Source organism: Stenotrophomonas sp. 220_Sma, from assembly GCF_056487375.1.
In genome coordinates this window covers 3,777,816-3,794,391 of sequence record NZ_CM151348.1, presented here as the reverse complement: position 1 = coordinate 3,794,391, position 16,576 = coordinate 3,777,816, and the positions used below count along the sequence as shown (strand labels likewise).

General features: G+C 66.8%; 18 protein-coding genes and 1 tRNA gene. 17 read left to right on the top strand and 2 right to left on the bottom strand.

Translation table 11 applies throughout. The features are described 5' to 3' along the window. The first annotated feature begins 1 nt into the window (after position 1). The 16 genes from ACZLIB_RS17755 (at position 2) to queC (ending at position 14,401) form a co-directional block, all read left to right on the top strand. Entirely contained in the window at positions 2–523 is a 522-nt protein-coding gene (locus tag ACZLIB_RS17755; RefSeq protein WP_032128533.1) for a GNAT family N-acetyltransferase, read from the top strand. A 75-nt stretch (positions 524–598) separates the two neighbouring features. Continuing rightward, positions 599–1,231 carry an esterase/lipase family protein gene (locus ACZLIB_RS17750; RefSeq protein ID WP_032128532.1) on the top strand — a complete coding sequence of 211 codons (633 nt, stop codon included), beginning with the start codon at positions 599–601 and terminating at the stop codon, positions 1,229–1,231. Between the two features lie 162 nt (positions 1,232–1,393). After that, positions 1,394–2,125 (top strand): YebC/PmpR family DNA-binding transcriptional regulator, encoded by a 732-nt coding sequence (locus tag ACZLIB_RS17745; RefSeq protein ID WP_032128531.1) that lies wholly within the window; start codon positions 1,394–1,396, stop codon positions 2,123–2,125. A 105-nt stretch (positions 2,126–2,230) separates the two neighbouring features. Beyond that, entirely contained in the window at positions 2,231–2,752 is a 522-nt protein-coding gene (gene ruvC / locus ACZLIB_RS17740) for a crossover junction endodeoxyribonuclease RuvC (protein ID WP_032128530.1), read from the top strand. 13 nt (positions 2,753–2,765) lie between these two features. Further along, positions 2,766–3,359 (top strand): Holliday junction branch migration protein RuvA, encoded by a 594-nt coding sequence (gene ruvA / locus ACZLIB_RS17735; protein WP_005410756.1) that lies wholly within the window; start codon positions 2,766–2,768, stop codon positions 3,357–3,359. A gap of 48 nt (positions 3,360–3,407) precedes the next feature. After that, a complete protein-coding gene (locus tag ACZLIB_RS17730) occupies positions 3,408–5,327 on the top strand; it encodes a potassium transporter Kup (RefSeq protein WP_032128529.1) in 1,920 nt (639 codons plus the stop codon). A 632-nt stretch (positions 5,328–5,959) separates the two neighbouring features. Next, complete coding sequence (gene ruvB / locus ACZLIB_RS17725; protein WP_010481595.1) at positions 5,960–7,000, top strand: Holliday junction branch migration DNA helicase RuvB; 1,041 nt, start codon at positions 5,960–5,962, stop codon at positions 6,998–7,000. Continuing rightward, positions 6,990–7,421: a tol-pal system-associated acyl-CoA thioesterase gene (gene ybgC, locus ACZLIB_RS17720; RefSeq protein ID WP_071229045.1), complete on the top strand. Its 432-nt coding sequence runs from the start codon at positions 6,990–6,992 to the stop codon at positions 7,419–7,421. Before ruvB ends, ybgC begins: the two co-directional genes overlap by 11 nt. Before the next feature lie 10 nt (positions 7,422–7,431). Further along, positions 7,432–8,211 carry a protein TolQ gene (gene tolQ, locus ACZLIB_RS17715; RefSeq protein ID WP_006438802.1) on the top strand — a complete coding sequence of 260 codons (780 nt, stop codon included), beginning with the start codon at positions 7,432–7,434 and terminating at the stop codon, positions 8,209–8,211. Between the two features lie 24 nt (positions 8,212–8,235). After that, on the top strand, positions 8,236–8,664 hold the full coding sequence (gene tolR / locus ACZLIB_RS17710; protein ID WP_049400778.1) for a protein TolR: 429 nt from the start codon (positions 8,236–8,238) through the stop codon (positions 8,662–8,664). Continuing rightward, the gene (tolA, locus tag ACZLIB_RS17705; protein ID WP_005410750.1) at positions 8,654–9,709 is read left to right on the top strand and encodes a cell envelope integrity protein TolA; all 1,056 of its coding nucleotides are present in this window, start codon (positions 8,654–8,656) and stop codon (positions 9,707–9,709) included. Before tolR ends, tolA begins: the two co-directional genes overlap by 11 nt. A 284-nt stretch (positions 9,710–9,993) precedes the next feature. Continuing rightward, positions 9,994–11,313: a Tol-Pal system beta propeller repeat protein TolB gene (tolB, locus tag ACZLIB_RS17700; RefSeq protein WP_049411092.1), complete on the top strand. Its 1,320-nt coding sequence runs from the start codon at positions 9,994–9,996 to the stop codon at positions 11,311–11,313. 64 nt (positions 11,314–11,377) lie between these two features. Then, positions 11,378–11,896 (top strand): peptidoglycan-associated lipoprotein Pal, encoded by a 519-nt coding sequence (gene pal, locus ACZLIB_RS17695; RefSeq protein ID WP_478468278.1) that lies wholly within the window; start codon positions 11,378–11,380, stop codon positions 11,894–11,896. A 3-nt stretch (positions 11,897–11,899) separates the two neighbouring features. Next, the gene (ybgF, locus tag ACZLIB_RS17690) at positions 11,900–12,718 is read left to right on the top strand and encodes a tol-pal system protein YbgF (RefSeq protein WP_010481611.1); all 819 of its coding nucleotides are present in this window, start codon (positions 11,900–11,902) and stop codon (positions 12,716–12,718) included. A 237-nt stretch (positions 12,719–12,955) separates the two neighbouring features. Beyond that, on the top strand, positions 12,956–13,657 hold the full coding sequence (queE, locus tag ACZLIB_RS17685) for a 7-carboxy-7-deazaguanine synthase QueE (RefSeq protein WP_010481613.1): 702 nt from the start codon (positions 12,956–12,958) through the stop codon (positions 13,655–13,657). 78 nt (positions 13,658–13,735) lie between these two features. After that, positions 13,736–14,401: a 7-cyano-7-deazaguanine synthase QueC gene (queC, locus tag ACZLIB_RS17680; RefSeq protein ID WP_049422913.1), complete on the top strand. Its 666-nt coding sequence runs from the start codon at positions 13,736–13,738 to the stop codon at positions 14,399–14,401. Between the two features lie 122 nt (positions 14,402–14,523). Here the strand turns inward: queC and ACZLIB_RS17675 are convergent, their stop codons facing one another. Further along, a complete protein-coding gene (locus ACZLIB_RS17675; RefSeq protein WP_478468277.1) occupies positions 14,524–15,480 on the bottom strand; it encodes a DUF2268 domain-containing putative Zn-dependent protease in 957 nt (318 codons plus the stop codon). 179 nt (positions 15,481–15,659) lie between these two features. Between ACZLIB_RS17675 and ACZLIB_RS17670 the strand changes: the two genes are divergently transcribed. Next, positions 15,660–15,735, top strand: a tRNA-Lys gene (locus ACZLIB_RS17670). Between the two features lie 75 nt (positions 15,736–15,810). Here ACZLIB_RS17670 and ACZLIB_RS17665 read toward each other — a convergent pair. After that, positions 15,811–16,128, bottom strand: a complete 318-nt coding sequence (locus ACZLIB_RS17665; RefSeq protein ID WP_032128523.1) for a hypothetical protein — start codon at positions 16,126–16,128, stop codon at positions 15,811–15,813. Between the last annotated feature and the right edge of the window lie 448 nt (positions 16,129–16,576).

Sequence of the window (16,576 nt, the reverse complement as noted above, 5' to 3'; positions counted from 1 at the left end):
CATGTATTCGATCCGCCGCGCCACCGTGGACGACGCGCCGACCCTGTCGGCGCTGGCTGCCCGCACGTTCACCGAAACCTTCGGCCATCTGTATCCGCCGCAGGACCTGCAGGCCTTCCTCGAGGAGGCCTACACGGTCGAGCGCCAGCGCGTGATCCTGGCCCACCCGGATTACGCGGTGTGGCTGCTGGAGCTGGACGGGGAGGCGGTCGGCCATGCCGCCGCCGGACCCTGTGGCCTGCCGCACCCGGACGTGAAGCCCGGTGACGGCGAACTCAAGCGCCTGTACCTGATCAAGACGCAGCAGAGCTGCGGCTGGGGCAGCCGCCTGCTGGAAACCGCGCTGGCCTGGCTGGAACACGAAGGCCCGCGCACGCTGTGGCTGGGCGTGTGGTCGGAGAACTTCGGCGCACAGCGTTTCTACGCCCGCTATGGATTCGAGAAGGCCGGCGAGTACCTGTTCCCGGTCGGTGACACCCAGGACCTCGAGTTCATCCTGCGCCGCGCACCGCGCGCGACCTGACGTTCACCGCCGCTTGCTGCGCGCGCGTGTTCAATCACCGTACGTTTCCGCCCCGCTGACCGCCAGGCTGTTTGCATGACTCCCCCCGTATTGCTGCTGCATGGCATCTGGAATGCCCGTGCCTGGGTCGGGCCGCTGGCCTGGCGCCTGCGCGCGCGTGGTTTCCAGGTGCACGCGTTCGGTTACTCCTCGGTGTTCGGTGGCCCTGACGTGGCCGTGCCGCAGCTGCTGGAGCGGCTGGCCGATGCCGGCCCGTTGTCGCTGGTCGGCCACAGCCTGGGGGGATTGCTGGCGCTGGAGGCCTTGCGCCGCCAGCCGCAGCTGGATGTGCAGCGCGTGGTCTGCCTGGGCTCGCCGCTGCGCGGCAGTGGCACTGCGCGTTCGCTGTCCGAGCACGGCTGGGGCCTGGCGTTGGGGCGCAGCAGCGATCTGCTGCTCGATGGCCTGCCGGACTGGCAGGGCAGGGCCGAGGTTGGCCTGATCGCCGGTTCGGTGCCGCACGGGCTGGGCAGCCTGCTGGGCGCCATCGACGATGCCTCCGACGGTACCGTGGCCCTGGCCGAGACACGCCTGCCGGGCCTGGCCGACCATTGCGTGGTGCGCACCAGCCACAGTGGCCTGGTGGTATCGCCCGATGCCGCGCGGCAGACCGCGCATTTCCTGCGCCACGGCCAGTTCGATCACAGCCGCGACGCCGCCGCTGCATGATTGAGTAGGTGCGACCGGCCTGCCTCGGTGGGTGCGAACCGTTGGTTCGCACGCTCTCCGCCGGGCATGACCTGGCGGCATCCCTCCACCCTAGACACGGTTGCCGCCCCCGATCAGGTAGAATCCGCGCCTTGATCCTGAAGCAGCCAGACGGTAGCACCCATGGGTAGAGGCCCCTCCATCGAAGCCCGCAAGAACGCGTCCGACGCGAAGCGCGGCAAGATTTTCACCAAGATCATCCGCGAGATCGGCGTTGCCGCGCGCGGCGGTGGAGGCGACCCCAACAACAATCCGCGCCTGCGCGTGGCCGTTGACAAGGGCCTGGCCGTGAACATGTCCAAGGACGTGATCGAGCGCGCCATCAAGAAGGCTACCGGTGAACTGGAAGGCGTCGATTACGAGGAAATCCGCTACGAGGGCTACGCCCCGGGTGGCGTGGCCGTGATCGTCGACTGCCTGACCGACAACCGCGTGCGCACGGTGGCCGATGTCCGCCATGCGTTCAGCAAGTGCGGCGGCAACATGGGCACCGAAGGCTCGGTCGCCTTCATGTTCAAGCGCCTGGGCGTGCTCAGCTTCGCCCCGGGTGCCGACGAGGAAGCCATCACCGAAGCGGCCATCGAGGCCGGCGCCGATGACATCGTGGTCTACCCGGACGACGGCTCGATCGACGTGGTCACCAGCCCTGACGCGTTCAACGCGGTCAAGGATGCGATGGCCGCCGCTGGCCATGTCGCCGACCACGCCGAAATCACCTTCCGCGCGGACAACGACATCAAGGTCGAGGGCGAGGTTGCCCTGCAGGTCAAGAAGCTGCTGGACATGCTTGAAGACCTGGACGACGTGCAGGACGTGTACTCCAACGCCGAACTCGGCGCCGACGCCTACGCCTGAGCCGTCCTCGACGGCCTGGGCGCGGGCCGTTGAACGGTCACCGCGGACAGTCATGAGCCCATACGCCTGCCAGCGCCTCCCGTTCCGCCCCGCCAGGAGTGCAGCATGACCCGCATCCTCGGCATCGACCCCGGTTCGCAGCGGACCGGGGTCGGCATCATCGATGTCGACGCCACCGGCCGCGTCAGCCACGTGCACCACCAGCCGCTGGTGCTGCTCGGCGCCGACGATTTCCCGCAGCGCATGAAGCTGCTGGTGCTGGGCCTGGCTGACCTGTGCCGCGAGTACCAGCCGCAGGAAGTGGCCATCGAACGCGTGTTCATGGCCCGCAACCCCGATTCGGCGCTGAAGCTGGGCCAGGCCCGTGGCGCGGCGATTTCCGCCGTGGTGCTGCGTGACCTGCCGGTGCACGAATACGCCGCCAGCGAGATCAAGCTGGCGGTGGTCGGGCGCGGTGGCGCCGAAAAGCAACAGGTTCAACACATGGTCGGGCTCATGCTCAACCTGAAAACCAAGCTGCAGGCCGACGCGGCCGACGCGTTGGCGGTGGCCATCACCCATGCCCACGTAAGGGCAACGGCCAACCGCCTGGGGCTCAGTGCCCGCCAGGCGTGGGGCCGCAAATGAGGAGCTGCACGCAATGATCGGTCGACTGCGCGGCATCGTCGCCTACAAGGCGCCGCCGTGGCTGGTGGTGGACGTGAACGGAGTGGGCTATGAACTGGAGGCGCCGATGAGCACCTTCTACGACCTGCCCGAGCTCGGCCGCGAGGTCACCCTGTATACCCATTACTCGCAGAAGGAAGACAGCGTCTCGCTGTACGGCTTCCTGCGCGAAGGTGAGCGGCGCCTGTTCCGCGACGTGCAGAAGGTCAGCGGCATCGGCGCGAAGATCGCGCTGGCGGTGCTGTCCGGCGTCACCGTCGAGGAGTTCGCGCGCATGGTCCAGGCCGGTGACATCACCGCGCTGACCCGCATTCCGGGCATCGGCAAGAAGACCGCCGAGCGCATGGTGCTGGAGCTGCGTGACCGCGCGGCGCAGTTCGGTGCCGGCGGCGCGCTGCCCACCGGCAGCGGCCCGGCCCCGGCCGATCCGCTGTCCGATGCCACCGTGGCCCTGCAGCAGCTGGGCTACAAGCCGGCCGAAGCGGCGCGCATGGCCCGCGATGCCTTCAACGAAGGTGACGAAGTGGCCACCGTGATCCGCAAGGCGCTGCAGTCGGCGCTGCGCTGAGCCGCGTCCCTTTCCCCAACCTACCGCCTGAGCTTCGCCAGGAGTCCCATGTCCAGCAGTCAAACCCCGCACGCGGCCGCCCCAGGCGGTCATGGTCACGCCCCTCCAGCCGGAGGCCTGGCGCTGATCATCGGTGCGATCGGCGTGGTCTTCGGCGATATCGGTACCAGCCCGCTGTACACCCTGAAGGAGGCGTTCTCGCCGCACTACGGGCTCAACAGTGACCACGACACCGTGCTGGGCGTGCTGTCGCTGGCGTTCTGGGCGCTGAACATCGTGGTCACGCTGAAGTACGTGACCATCATCATGCGCGCCGACAACGACGGCGAGGGCGGCATCATGGCGCTGATGGCGCTGACCCAGCGCACGCTGCGCAACGGGTCGCGCTCGGCCTATGTGGTCGGCATCCTCGGCATCTTCGGTGCCTCGCTGTTCTTCGGCGATGGCGTGATCACCCCAGCGATATCGGTGCTGGGTGCGGTGGAAGGCCTGGAAGTTGCCGCGCCAGGACTGCACGCCTTCATCGTTCCGATCACCGTGGTGGTACTGCTGGCGGTGTTCGCGGTACAGCGCTTCGGCACCGCGAAGATCGGCAAGCTGTTCGGGCCGATCACCTCGATCTGGTTCATTTCGCTGGCGGCGATCGGCATCTACAACATCGTCGATGCACCGGAAGTGCTGAAGGCGTTCAACCCGTGGTGGGCAATCCGCTTCTTCATGGAGCATGGCTGGCACAGCATCTTCATCCTCGGTGCGGTGGTGCTGGCAGTGACCGGCGGTGAGGCGCTGTACGCCGACATGGGCCACTTCGGTGCCAAGCCGATCCGCCACGCCTGGTACTTCTTCGTGCTGCCGTGCCTGGTGCTGAACTACCTGGGGCAGGGTGCGCTGGTGCTCAACCACCCCGAGGCGGTGAAAAATCCGTTCTTCGAAGCGGTGCCGTCGTGGGCGCTGTATCCGATGATCATCCTGGCCACCATGGCCGCGGTGATTGCCTCGCAGTCGGTCATCACCGGCGCGTTCTCGGTATCGCGCCAGGCCATGCAGCTGGGCTACATCCCGCGCATGCGGATCAAGCACACCTCGCACGACACCATCGGCCAGATCTACATCCCGGGTATCAACTGGGGCATCGCGGTGATGGTGATCGGCCTGGTGCTGGCGTTCCGCAGCTCCTCCAACCTGGCGGTGGCCTACGGCATCTCGGTGTCGGCCACCATGCTGATCGACACCCTGCTGCTGGCCCTGGTGGCGCGCTCGCTGTGGCCGAAGGCGCGCAAGTGGATCCTGCCGCTGTGTGTGGTGTTCTTCGTCATCGACCTCGGCTTCGTCATCGCCAACGGCGCCAAGCTGCTGCAGGGCGCCTGGTTCCCGGTGGTGCTGGGCATCTTCCTGTTCACCATGATGCGCACCTGGCGCCGTGGCCGCGAGCTGCTGCGCGATGAGATCCGCAAGGACGGCATTCGCCTGGACACCTTCCTGCCAGGCCTGATGCTGGCGCCGCCGGTACGCGTGCCGGGCACCGCGGTATTCCTCACCGCCGACCCGACCGTGGCTCCGCATGCGCTGATGCACAACCTCAAGCACAACAAGGTGCTGCACGAGCGCAACGTGTTCCTGCACGTGGAAACCCTGCCCATTCCCTATGCGATGGAAGGGCAGCGGCTGAAGATCGAATCGGTGGGCGACGAGTTCTACCGCGTCTACGTGCGCTTCGGTTTCATGGAGACCCCGGACGTGCCGCTGGCGCTGATGCGCTCGTGCGACCACGGCGGCATCTACTTCGACCCGATGGACACCACCTTCTTCGCCAGCCGCGAAACCATCGTCGCCACCGCCAACCGTGGCATGCCGATCTGGCGTGACAAGCTGTTCGCGCTGATGCACAGGAACGCCGCCCCGGCCACGGGCTTCTTCCGCATTCCGGGCAACAGATTGGTGGAACTGGGCGCGCAGGTGGAGATTTAATCTCCACCTGCGCTACGTCCCACGATTTGCTGCGCAAACCGTGGGTCCCGCGCGCATTCCACCTTATCCCCGCGCCTGTCGGCGCGCCCCCTTGAAACGCAGGCGCCTTGGGCGCCGGCGTTCCGCGCATTCCACCTTAACCCCCCGCCTGTCGGCGCGCCCCCTTGAAACGCAGGCGCCTTGGGCGCCGGCGTTCCGCGCATTCCACCTTATCCCCGCGCCTGTCGGCGCGCCCCCTTGAACAACAAGGGGGCTCCACTTGCGGAGACCACTCGACTCCTCAGGTCCATCCGCGCATGGCGTGGATATACCGTGTCGACCAAGGTCGACACCTACCAGATCTGACCCCGTGCCGACCAACGGTCGGCACCCACCAAAGCAGAACGCCGTTCCGACAGGCCGCAGGAAACTGTCGAAGGCGGGGTGGGTCCGCTTGCGGGGGCGTGAGCCGCATGGATGCGGCGACCGAGCTTACATGGACGTACTTGCAGCGTCTCCCGCAAGCGGACCCACCCCGCCATTCCCCAGGAAGCCCGCTTCGGCTGTTGCTCTGGATGCTGCCGTTGCCGTTGCCTCTGCGGGTGCCGGGCGCAGCCCGGCCGAAACCCGCGCTTTTGCCGCATAATCAGCACATGACCGACGACCGCATCATCGGCGCCGGCGCCACCCGCGAGGATGACGCCGCCGACGCCAGCATCCGCCCCAAGCGCCTTGCCGACTACCTCGGCCAGGTGCCGGTGCGCGAGCAGATGGAGATCTACATCCAGGCGGCCAAGGGGCGCGGCGACGCGCTCGACCACGTGCTGATCTTCGGGCCGCCCGGCCTGGGCAAGACCACCCTCAGCCATGTCATCGCCAACGAACTGGGCGTGGCCCTGCGGGTCACCTCCGGCCCGGTGATCGAAAAGGCCGGCGACCTCGCCGCGCTGCTGACCAACCTGCAGCCGCACGATGTGCTGTTCATCGACGAGATCCATCGCCTGTCGCCGGTGGTGGAGGAAGTGCTGTACCCGGCGATGGAAGATTTCCAGATCGACATCATGATCGGCGAGGGCCCCGCCGCCCGCTCGATCAAGATCGACCTGCCGCCGTTCACCCTGATCGGTGCCACCACCCGTGCTGGCCTGCTGACCGCGCCGTTGCGTGACCGCTTCGGCATCGTCCAGCGCCTGGAGTTCTACAGCGTCGAGGAGCTGACCCGGATCGTGCGCCGCTCGGCAGCCATCCTGGCCATCGACTGCACGGCCGATGGGGCAGGGGAGATCGCGCGCCGCGCGCGTGGCACCCCGCGTATCGCCAACCGCCTGCTGCGCCGCGTGCGCGACTATGCGCAGGTGAAGGCCGGCGGCCACATCGACGAGGCCGTGGCCCAGGCCGCGATGAAGATGCTCAAGGTCGACCCGGAGGGCTTCGACGAGCTTGACCGGCGCCTGCTCAAGACCATGGTCGACTACTTCGATGGCGGCCCGGTCGGCATCGAATCGCTGGCCGCGGCGCTGTCTGAAGAGCGCGGCACGCTGGAAGACGTGGTCGAGCCGTACCTGATCCAGCAGGGCTTCCTGGTGCGCACCGCGCGTGGCCGCATGGCCACCCACAAGGCCTACCGGCACATGGGCCTGAAGCCGAAGAACCCGCCGCAGGACCTGTTCGCGGAGGTTCCCGATGTCGGTTGAGCCCCGATTCAGTTGGCCGACACGCATTTACTGGGAAGATACCGACGCAGGTGGCGTGGTCTACCACGCCCGCTACGTGGCCTTCATGGAACGGGCCCGGACCGAATGGATGCGTGCGCTGGGCTACGGCCAGGAGCGCATGCGCGCCGAGCACGGGATGGTCTTCGCGGTGCGCTCGATGCAGATGGATTTCATCAAGCCGGCACGGCTGGATGACACCCTGCAGGTGAGTGCCCGTCTGGTCCAGCTGAAGAAGGCCAGCATGGTCTTCGACCAGCAGATCCTGCGCGACGGCGAGCTGCTGCTGTCGGCGCAGGTCCGCATCGCCGCACTGGAAGCGGCCAGTTTCCGCCCGCGTGGCATGGACGAGGCCGTCCTTGCCGTGCTGCAACCCCACCTCCACCCCGAATCCGAACACTGAGGAACAACGGATGATCGCAACGCTCCTGGCCCTGCAGGCCACGGTCACCGAGGCACTGCCGGCCGACGTCAGCAATGCCGCGACACAGACCCTTGCCCAGGCCACCACTGGCGGCGGCATCAACTACCTCGAACTGATGGCCAAGGCCAGCCTGCCGGTGAAGATCATCGTGCTGCTGCTGCTGGTCGGCTCGTTCGTCAGCTGGGTGATCATTTTCCGCAAGGCCCGCGTGTTCAAGCAGGCCACCCGCGAAGCCGACGAGTTCGAGAACCGCTTCTGGTCCGGTGCGGACCTGGGCAAGCTGTACAGCTCGGCCACCGACCGCAGCCGCAATGTCGGCGGCCTGGAAGCCATCTTCGAAGCCGGCTTCCGCGAGTACACCCGCCTGCGCGACAAGCGCCGCCTGGACGGTCGCGCCCAGCTGGAAGGCGCACAGCGTGCCATGCGCACCACCTACACCCGCGAAGTGGATCAGCTTGAGCGCAACCTGGAACTGCTGGCCAACATCGGCTCGACCGCGCCTTATGTGGGCCTGGTCGGTACCGTGTTCGGCATCATGGTGACCATGCACGACATGATCAGCAGCGGTGCGCAGGCCGGCATCGCCGCCGTCGCGCCGGGCATCTCCGAGGCACTGTTCGCCACCGCCATCGGCCTGTTCGTGGCGATCCCGGCGGTGTGGGCCTACAACCGCTTCACCACGCGCGTGGAGCGCATGTCGGTGCGGTTCGAGACCTTCGCCGAAGAGTTCAGCTCCATCCTGCAGCGCCAGAGCGCTGGCGACGAGTAAGCGCCTGACCCGGGAGTCCAAGCCATGTCCGCTGCCATCGGTCGCCGCAAGCGCCGCAAGCTGAAATCGGAAATCAACGTCGTTCCCTACATCGACGTCATGCTGGTGCTGCTGATCATCTTCATGGTCACCGCACCGCTGCTCACCCTGAGCTTCGACGTCGACCTGCCGCAGTCCAACGCCAAGGCGCTGGAGAGCAAGCAGGATCCGGTGATCGTCTCGGTGCGCCAGGACGGCCAGCTCAGCCTGAAGCTGCCCGACGCCAAGGACCCGACCGCCGTGTCGGCCGAGGAACTGGAAGGCCGTCTGGCCGGCATCGCCGCCCAGGACAAGGGCGTGCGCGTGATCGTCGCCGCCGACCGCGCCGTGGCCTATGAAAAGGTCATTGCTGCAATGGATGTGATCAAGCGCGCCAAGGTAGACAAGGTAGGCCTGGCCACCGATGCACGCTGACGCCCTGCCACCCCCGCATCAGCGCGAACCCGGCTGGGGCCTGCCCCTGGCGCTGGCGTTGCTGGTGCACCTGCTGGTCGCGCTGGTGTTCATCGTGGCCTGGTTCTGGTCGCCCGAGCGCAACACCGATGCCGCCGCCGGCGACCCCTCGGTCGAGGCCAGCCTGGCGCTGTCCGCGTCCGAGGCCTCCGCCGCGCGCCAGGCCCTGCGCCAGTCGGAGAAGCTGGAGGACCTGCCGCCGCCGGTGGCCGAGCCGATCCCGGTGCCTGAAGACACCATCCCGCCGCCGCAGCCGATTCCCGAACCGCGCCCGCAGGACGCCCCCACGCCGCAGCAGCAACAGGCGCAGGAGCGTGTCGCGCAGCCAGACACCAAGGACCAGGAAGCGGTGAGCGCGCTGGCCATCTCGCAGGAGAAGGCCAAGCAGGAACAGGAAGCCAAGCGCCGCCAGGAACAGATCGACCTGACCGAACGCAAGCGCCAGGAAGAAGCGGAGCAGAAGCTGCGCCTGGCCAAGCAGCAGGAAGCGGACGAAAAGAAGAAGCAGGCCGAGCAGGAGCGCGTGGCGGCTGACAAGGCCGAGGCCGAGAAGCAGAAGAAGATCGCCGAGATCCGTGCCCGCCGCGAGCAGGCCGAGAAGGAAGCCAAGCTGGCCGAGCAGAAGCTGCGCCAGGTGGCAGCCGCGCGTAATGCTGCCGGCAGTGCCGCTGCCGGTTCCAGCGGTGCCTCCCAGCCGGCCGCCGGTGGCGGTGGCAACAGCGATGATCTTTCGGCCAAGTACGCGGCCGCGATCCAGGCCAAGGTGCTGTCGCAGTGGGTGCGCCCGGATACGGTGCCGCTCGGCCAGCGTTGCCAGATCACCATCACCCAGATTCCGGGGGGCACGGTGATGCAGGCCAAGGTCAGCCCGAACTGCCCGTACGACGAGGCCGGCAAGCGTTCGATCGAGGCCGCCGTGCTCAACGCGCAGCCGCTGCCGTACCGCGGCTTCGAGTCTGTGTTCGCACGCACGCTCAACTTCACCTTTACTGCCCAGGATCGCTGAGGCGGGCAGGGCAAGGTGGCTCTCGGGTCACCTGCGCCCAAGGATGTCGCGCTTGCCTCTGGCGGGCCCGGTTTCAGCCGGGCAGGCTGGGGGCTGCTGTGGAATACCACCCTGCGGGGCGGTGTGGCCGGGGCAGGCGGTGCGATGTTAGCCACGACGTTAACGGTGCGTGAGAGGACGGGCTGGAACTGACCCGGAATTCACGTACCCTTGCTTCATGATTGCGAAGCGGTTCACTCCCGCTTTGTTATCCCTCGTTCCGGTTTCCCCCTATTGAGCGCTCCATGAAAAAGATGCCTCGCTGGCTTGCCGTGTTTGCGGCCCTGTTGCTGCCCTTTGCTGCCGTCGCGCAGCAGAAGGGGCTGGATATCGACATCATCGGCGGCAATGCCTCCGCGCTGCCGATCACCATCGTGCCGATGCCCTACCAGGGTTCGGCGGCTGCACCGCAGACCGACGTCGCCGGCGTGGTCCGCGCCGACCTCGAGCGTTCGGGCCAGTTCCGCACGCTGCCGGAAGCACAGATCGTCGAAAAGCCCGTGCGGGGCGGCGACATCCAGTTCGCCACCTGGCGCGCGCTGAAGCAGAACTACATCGTGGTCGGCCGCGTGCTCGACGCCGGTGCCGGCGCCTACCGTGTCGAGTACGAACTGTTCGACGTACCGAAGGGCGAGCGCCTGCTGGGCCTGGCGATGACCGCCCGTGGCAACGCCATGCGTGACGTCGCCCACCAGATGGCCGACGCCATCTACGAGAAGATCACCGGTGTCCGTGGCGCCTTCTGGACCCGCATCGCCTACGTGACCGCCAGCGGCAAGGGCGACGCCATGCGCTACGCGCTGATGGTGGCCGACTCCGACGGCTTCAATCCGCAGACCATCGTGCGCTCGGCCGAGCCGCTGCTGTCGCCGTCGTGGAGCCCGGATGGCAGCAAGCTGGCCTACGTCAGCTTCGAGCGTGGCAATTCGGCCATCTACATCCAGAACATCGGCACCGGTGCGCGTGAGCTGGTCACCAGCTTCCGCGGCATCAACAGCGCCCCGGCGTTCTCGCCGGACGGCCGCAAGCTGGCCCTGACCCTGTCGCGCTCGGGTAACCCGGAAATCTACGTGATGGACCTGGGCAGCAAGCAGCTGACCCAGCTGACCAACCACTTCGCCATCGATACCGAGCCGACCTGGGCACCGGACGGCAGCGCGGTGTACTTCACCTCCGACCGCGGCGGCCGTCCGCAGGTCTACAAGGTTGGTGCGGGCGGCGGCAGCGCCGAGCGCGTGACCTTCCAGGGCAACTACAATGCCAAGCCCTCGGTGTCCTACGATGGCAAGAAGATCGCCGTCGCCCAGGGCTCGGGCAACAGCTACAAGATCGCGATGATGGACAGCTCGCTGGGTTCGCCCCGCTGGAGCACGCTGTCCCCGGGTTCGCTGGATGAATCTCCGAGCTTTGCGCCCAACGCAAGCATGGTGTTGTACGCCGCCCGCGAGGGTGGCCGTGGTGTGCTGTACGCCGTTTCTGCCGATGCGCGCGTGCGCCAGCGGTTGGTTCTGGCTGACGGAGATGTGCGCGAACCGGCATGGTCCCCATACCGTACCCAGCGCTAAAAGAGTGTTAATATTTTCGCTGTCTTGAACCCCTCATCGGCCTAGGAGCCACAAAGGTATCGCCATGAACAAGTCCACCCGCGTTCTGCTTGTTTCCCTGCTGTCTGTGGCCGTCCTGGCCGGTTGCTCGAAGAAGGTGAAGGAAGAGCCGGCAGCCCCGATTGACACCGGCACCTCGACCACCACCCCGACCGCTCCGTCGACCTCCGGCCTGTACGGCCCGGGCGACCTGGACACCGACGCTTGCCTGCGCCAGCGCGTTGTCTACTTCGACCTGGACAAGGAAGACGTGAAGCCGGAATTCCAGGCCATCATGGCGTGCCACGCCAAGTACCTGCGTGACCGTCCGTCCTCGCGCATCACCCTGCAGGGCCACACCGACGAGCGCGGTTCGCGCGCGTACAACCAGGCCCTGGGCGAGCGCCGTGGCAACGGCGTCAACTCGGCCCTGCAGGCCAACGGTGGCTCGGCTTCGCAGCTGACCGTCGTGTCCTACGGTGAAGAGCGTCCGGTCTGCACCGAGTCGAACGAGTCCTGCTGGTCGCAGAACCGTCGCGTCGAAATCGTCTACACCGCGCAGTAATCCATGCGTATTGGCATCAAACTGATGCTGGTCGTTGCGGCAGCCCTCGTGGCTGCCGCACCGGCGCATGCACAGCGACAGAGCCTGGCCGACCGCGTTGGCGCGATCGAGCAGCAGATGTACAACAACAGTGCCAACCAGGACCTGTTGAACCAGATCAATCAGCTGCGGCAGCAGGTCACCAGCCTGCAGGCCTCGATCGAGCAGTTGCAGCACGACAACGCCCAGCTCAAGCAGTCCGCCCAGGACCAGTACCTGGATCTGGACAGCCGCCTGAACCGGTTGGAAGGGGGCAATGCCGCCCCGGCCCTGCCGCCCGTTCCGGCGAGCGCGCCGAAGGCCGCCCCGGCCCCGGCAAAACCCGCAGCGGCGGCCACTTCCGAGCGGCCGCCTTCCGTCCATGGTGATGCCGGCAGCCTTGCCGCCACCGGCGACGAGCGCACCTCCTACAACGTCGCCTTCGATTCGCTGAAGGCCGGCAAGTACGATGATTCGGCGCAGCTGTTCCTGAGCTTCCTGCAGCTGTACCCGAACGGCGTCTACGCGCCGAACGCGCTGTACTGGCTGGGCGAGAGCTACTACGCCACCCGCAATTTCCCGATGGCCGAGACCCAGTTCCGTGAACTGCTCTCGCGCTATCCGACCCACGACAAGGCCGCTGGCGGCCTGCTCAAGGTCGGCCTCTCGCAGTATGGCGAGGGCAAGGTCGACCAGGCCCAGCAGACGCTGGAGACCGTCGTGGCGCAGTACCCTGGCTCGGACGCCGCGCGCACCGCGCAGGACCGCCTGCAGTCGATCCGCCTCGGCAAGCAGATCCGCTGATCCGCTGACCGGGCGTACAATACGTGTCCTGTAGAGCCGAGCCCACGCTCGGCTGCTTTCGTTTCCGGACCGGCAAACCCGCCCGGATCCGGTAGCGCCGGGCCACGCCCGGCGGCTTGCATTACCGGCTGGGCCACACCCGACCGGCTGCAGTTGTAGAGCCGAGCCATGCTCGGCTGCTTTCGTTACCGGCCACGGTAGCCCACCCGCCACGTGTCCCACCAAGAAGTCCCCGCCATGACCGCCGTTACCCCGTCCAGCGCCGCCGCCACGCCCAGTGAGATCGTGCAGTCGCCGCTGCCACGCCTGAAGATCACCGAGATCTTCACCTCGCTGCAGGGCGAAGCCGATACCGCCGGCTGGCCGACCGTGTTCGTGCGCCTGACCGGCTGCCCGCTGCGTTGCCAGTACTGCGACACCGCCTATGCCTTCCATGGCGGCACCTGGTGGGACATCGACGACATCGTGGCCGAGGTGCTGGCCCAGGGCGTGCGCCACGTCTGCGTGACCGGTGGCGAGCCGCTGGCACAGAAGCGCTGCCTGGTACTGCTGCAGAAGCTGTGCGACGCCGGCATGGATGTCTCGCTGGAAACCTCCGGTGCGCTGGACGTCAGCGCCGTGGACCCCCGGGTATCGCGCGTGGTCGACATCAAGACCCCGGGTTCGGCCGAAGTGGCGCGCAACCGCTGGGACAACCTGCCGTTGCTGACCGCCCGCGACCAGATCAAGTTCGTCATCTGCAGCCGCGAGGATTACGACTGGGCCAAGTCCCTGCTGGCCGAGCACGATCTGGTGAAGCGTTGCACCGTGTTCTTCTCGCCGAGCAAGGGTGAGATCACCGCGCGCCAGCTGGCCGACTGGATCGTCGAGGACCGGCTGCCGGTGCGCTTCCAGATGCAGTTGCATAAAATCCTGTGGAACGATGAGCCGGGCCGATGAGCCCAGGCAGCGTTCCTTGATGTAGCTCCGGCGCGGGACAGCGTGCTGGCTTTCCCCTCCCAACCGGATGTTTTACCCATGAAGAAGGCAGTCGTGCTTCTCTCCGGCGGCATGGATTCAGCCGCCGTCATCGCCATGGCCCAGGAACAGGGCTTCGCCGTGCATGCCCTGAGCGTGCGCTACGGCCAGCGCCATACTTCCGAACTGGATGCTGCCGCCCGCGTGGCCAAGGCCCAGGGCGTTATCGCGCACAAGACCGTGGACGTGGACCTGCGCAGCATCGGCGGCTCGGCGCTGACCGACGACATCGACGTGCCCGAGGCCGGCGGTGCCGGCATTCCGGTCACCTACGTGCCGGCGCGCAACACCATCATGCTGTCGCTGGCGTTGGGCTGGGCCGAAGTGCTCGGCGCCAACGACATCTTCTGCGGCGTCAACGCCGTGGACTACTCCGGCTACCCGGACTGCCGTCCCGAGTTCGTGGCCGCGTTCCAGGCGCTGGCCAACCTGGCCACCAAGTCGGGCGTGGAAGGCGCGGGCATCAAGGTGCACGCACCGCTGCAGTTCCTCAGCAAGGGCCAGATCGTCAGCGAAGGCGTGCGCCTGGGCGTGGACTTCGGCCTGACCGTGTCCTGCTACAACGCCGACGCCAACGGCGCCGCCTGCGGCCACTGCGATGCCTGCCGCCTGCGCGCGCAGGGCTTCACCGAAGCCGGCGTAGCCGACCCGACGCTGTACGCCTGAAATACGGGTGCCGGGCATGGCCCGGCGCCGCCGGGGTCTGGAATCTGGTAGTGCCGGCCGCTGGCCGGCATTCCCGTGGGTGCCAACCTTGGTTGGCACTGTCCGCAGGGCATGGCCCGGCGCTACCGCTGCCGCAACCACCCAGATGCTTCAATAAACGCCCGCACCGCCTTCGGATCGGCATAGTCCAGCTCGATCATCCGCGCGATCGCCGCCTTCTCATCGGCCTGCTGCCGCATGTACCCCTGCGCGATGCGATACCCGGCGTAATAGCCCACATCACTCACCCCGAACGGATTGCGGGCGCTGTTGTAGAGCCAGTTGTCGAGATTTTCCCCGTTCATCTCAGCAATGAAGCGTGCGCGGATTTCCGCCTCGTGTGTTGCGCCGTAGTCGTAGAAGGATAATGCCGGCCGGCGCCCGCTCAGCCGCTCCGCCACATACTCGGCCACACCCTCGCGCACCGCGTACTGGGCCAGGCTGCCGGTGGTCTCGCGCTGCTGCGTATGCACGTACTCGTGCAGGTTGTTCTGCGCGTTGTTCGCCCCCGGGCGGCTGTCGTAGAAGATCCGCAGGCGGCTGCGCATCGGCTCCGGCAGCTCGCTCACGTCCACGCGCTCATCGCCCAGCGCCATCTCCGCTCCGATCAGCACCTTGTCACCCAGCGTCGTGCCGCCGGTACGCAGAACACCGACCGCATAGGTGATGGTGGCGGGGCGCAGGGCGGGGTAGAGCGTACGGAAGGCAGTCAGGTCCCGTTCCAGTGTGGCGCTGGCCTGCTGCGCGTTGGCGGTCAATGGCCGTACCGACGTCCAGAAGCGCGGCCACGTACGCATGGCCGTGGCGTATTCGCGGGCGGTGTAGTTGCGCACCTGCATCAGCGCATGCAGGCCGGGGCTGCCTGGATCGATGTAGCGCTCCTGCACCAGTGCGACCTGGCGTTCAACGTCGGGCTCGGTGCGCACGGCGTCATAGGTAGCCCAGAAGCGGCCGATATCATCAGTGACGACCTGCGGCGGGGCGGCCAGTGCTGCGCAGGGCACCAGCAGGGCGGCAATGAGGCAGAAGGGCAGGCGCATCCGTGGCTCCGGGGAAGGATCACAGATGGGATGCGACGGAGGCCCGGAAGGTTTAAGCCGGCGGCCCAGATCGGGGTAGTGCCGGCCGCTGGCCGGCAACCTCGACGCACCAGGGTTTCACCCGGCCCGGCAAAGTAGGGTAGAATGCCCACCCCGCCGAAAGGCTGGGGCAGTGCAATGGGCCGTTAGCTCAGTCGGTAGAGCAGAAGACTTTTAATCTTTTGGTCGAAGGTTCGAATCCTTCACGGCCCACCATTGCATTCAATGACCCAGGTCATTCAGAAAGGCACCGCAATGCGGTGCCTTTTTTGTGGCGCTTGTCCAAGGCAACTACTTCGTCCGCGCATTCTTCGCTTTAGCCGCCGCCGCGTCGGCAGCCTCCTGTGCGGCCGTTGCTGCCGCATTCGCAGAGCGTGCCGCCTCCGCTTTTGCGGCCTCGAAATAGGTGAGCCGCTGCAGGTTGGTTCTGCGTTCCAGTTCCATCGCTGCGGCGAAGCTCTCCGGATGCTTTGCAGCACAGGCCTCCTGCACCAGTTGCACGGCACGATCAGACAGCCCGGGCTGGATGTTGCCGAGCAGACAATCGGCATACGGTACGGGCGCGGCCGGGCTGGCGGCCAGCGCGGCGATGAGCACGGCACTCAACATGCAAACCTCCTTGTAGGTTTCGAAGGGACTGGCGACCAGCCCGTCCCAAGTATGGACCGGTTCTGGGTAAAGCGGGGGTACGCCGGCCGGATATCCCGGCACACCCGTTCCGCCAGCCTGCGGCCGGCGAAGAACAACCCATCGCCCCCCCTTTCATCCAGATGGCAGTCGGGCGTGGCCATCGACCGGCAGCGCTCAGCGGCGTGCAGCATTTCCGCCACGGTCAGCATGCCAACGGCGGCACGCTTCGCGCGTGCCATCGCGGATGCGCTTGAGGCATCCCCAGAATGCGCATCCACGCATGGCGTGGATCTACTTTCGCCTGAGGACAATCGCTGCGATGACGGCTGCGATGCCGACCGGGATCAGGACGACCGCCAGAAGAATGATCCAGTGCCAAATGCTGAAGCCCCCCATGTCCCAACTCCTTGTAGGAAACGACGAATGC

Bases quoted from the DNA above. Each gene is read 5' to 3' on its own strand.
- queC (WP_049422913.1), top strand. From the start codon at position 13,736: ATGAAGAAGGCAGTCGTGCTTCTCTCCGGCGGCATGGATTCAGCCGCC.
- tolB (WP_049411092.1), top strand. From the start codon at position 9,994: ATGAAAAAGATGCCTCGCTGGCTTGCCGTGTTTGCGGCCCTGTTGCTG.
- tolA (WP_005410750.1), top strand. From the start codon at position 8,654: ATGCACGCTGACGCCCTGCCACCCCCGCATCAGCGCGAACCCGGCTGG.
- ACZLIB_RS17730 (WP_032128529.1), top strand. From the start codon at position 3,408: ATGTCCAGCAGTCAAACCCCGCACGCGGCCGCCCCAGGCGGTCATGGT.
- queE (WP_010481613.1), top strand. From the start codon at position 12,956: ATGACCGCCGTTACCCCGTCCAGCGCCGCCGCCACGCCCAGTGAGATC.
- ACZLIB_RS17750 (WP_032128532.1), top strand. From the start codon at position 599: ATGACTCCCCCCGTATTGCTGCTGCATGGCATCTGGAATGCCCGTGCC.
- tolR (WP_049400778.1), top strand. From the start codon at position 8,236: ATGTCCGCTGCCATCGGTCGCCGCAAGCGCCGCAAGCTGAAATCGGAA.
- ACZLIB_RS17665 (WP_032128523.1), bottom strand. From the start codon at position 16,128: ATGTTGAGTGCCGTGCTCATCGCCGCGCTGGCCGCCAGCCCGGCCGCG.
- ybgC (WP_071229045.1), top strand. From the start codon at position 6,990: ATGTCGGTTGAGCCCCGATTCAGTTGGCCGACACGCATTTACTGGGAA.
- ybgF (WP_010481611.1), top strand. From the start codon at position 11,900: ATGCGTATTGGCATCAAACTGATGCTGGTCGTTGCGGCAGCCCTCGTG.
- ACZLIB_RS17745 (WP_032128531.1), top strand. From the start codon at position 1,394: ATGGGTAGAGGCCCCTCCATCGAAGCCCGCAAGAACGCGTCCGACGCG.
- ruvC (WP_032128530.1), top strand. From the start codon at position 2,231: ATGACCCGCATCCTCGGCATCGACCCCGGTTCGCAGCGGACCGGGGTC.
- ruvB (WP_010481595.1), top strand. From the start codon at position 5,960: ATGACCGACGACCGCATCATCGGCGCCGGCGCCACCCGCGAGGATGAC.
- ACZLIB_RS17755 (WP_032128533.1), top strand. From the start codon at position 2: ATGTATTCGATCCGCCGCGCCACCGTGGACGACGCGCCGACCCTGTCG.
- ACZLIB_RS17675 (WP_478468277.1), bottom strand. From the start codon at position 15,480: ATGCGCCTGCCCTTCTGCCTCATTGCCGCCCTGCTGGTGCCCTGCGCA.
- ruvA (WP_005410756.1), top strand. From the start codon at position 2,766: ATGATCGGTCGACTGCGCGGCATCGTCGCCTACAAGGCGCCGCCGTGG.
- tolQ (WP_006438802.1), top strand. From the start codon at position 7,432: ATGATCGCAACGCTCCTGGCCCTGCAGGCCACGGTCACCGAGGCACTG.
- pal (WP_478468278.1), top strand. From the start codon at position 11,378: ATGAACAAGTCCACCCGCGTTCTGCTTGTTTCCCTGCTGTCTGTGGCC.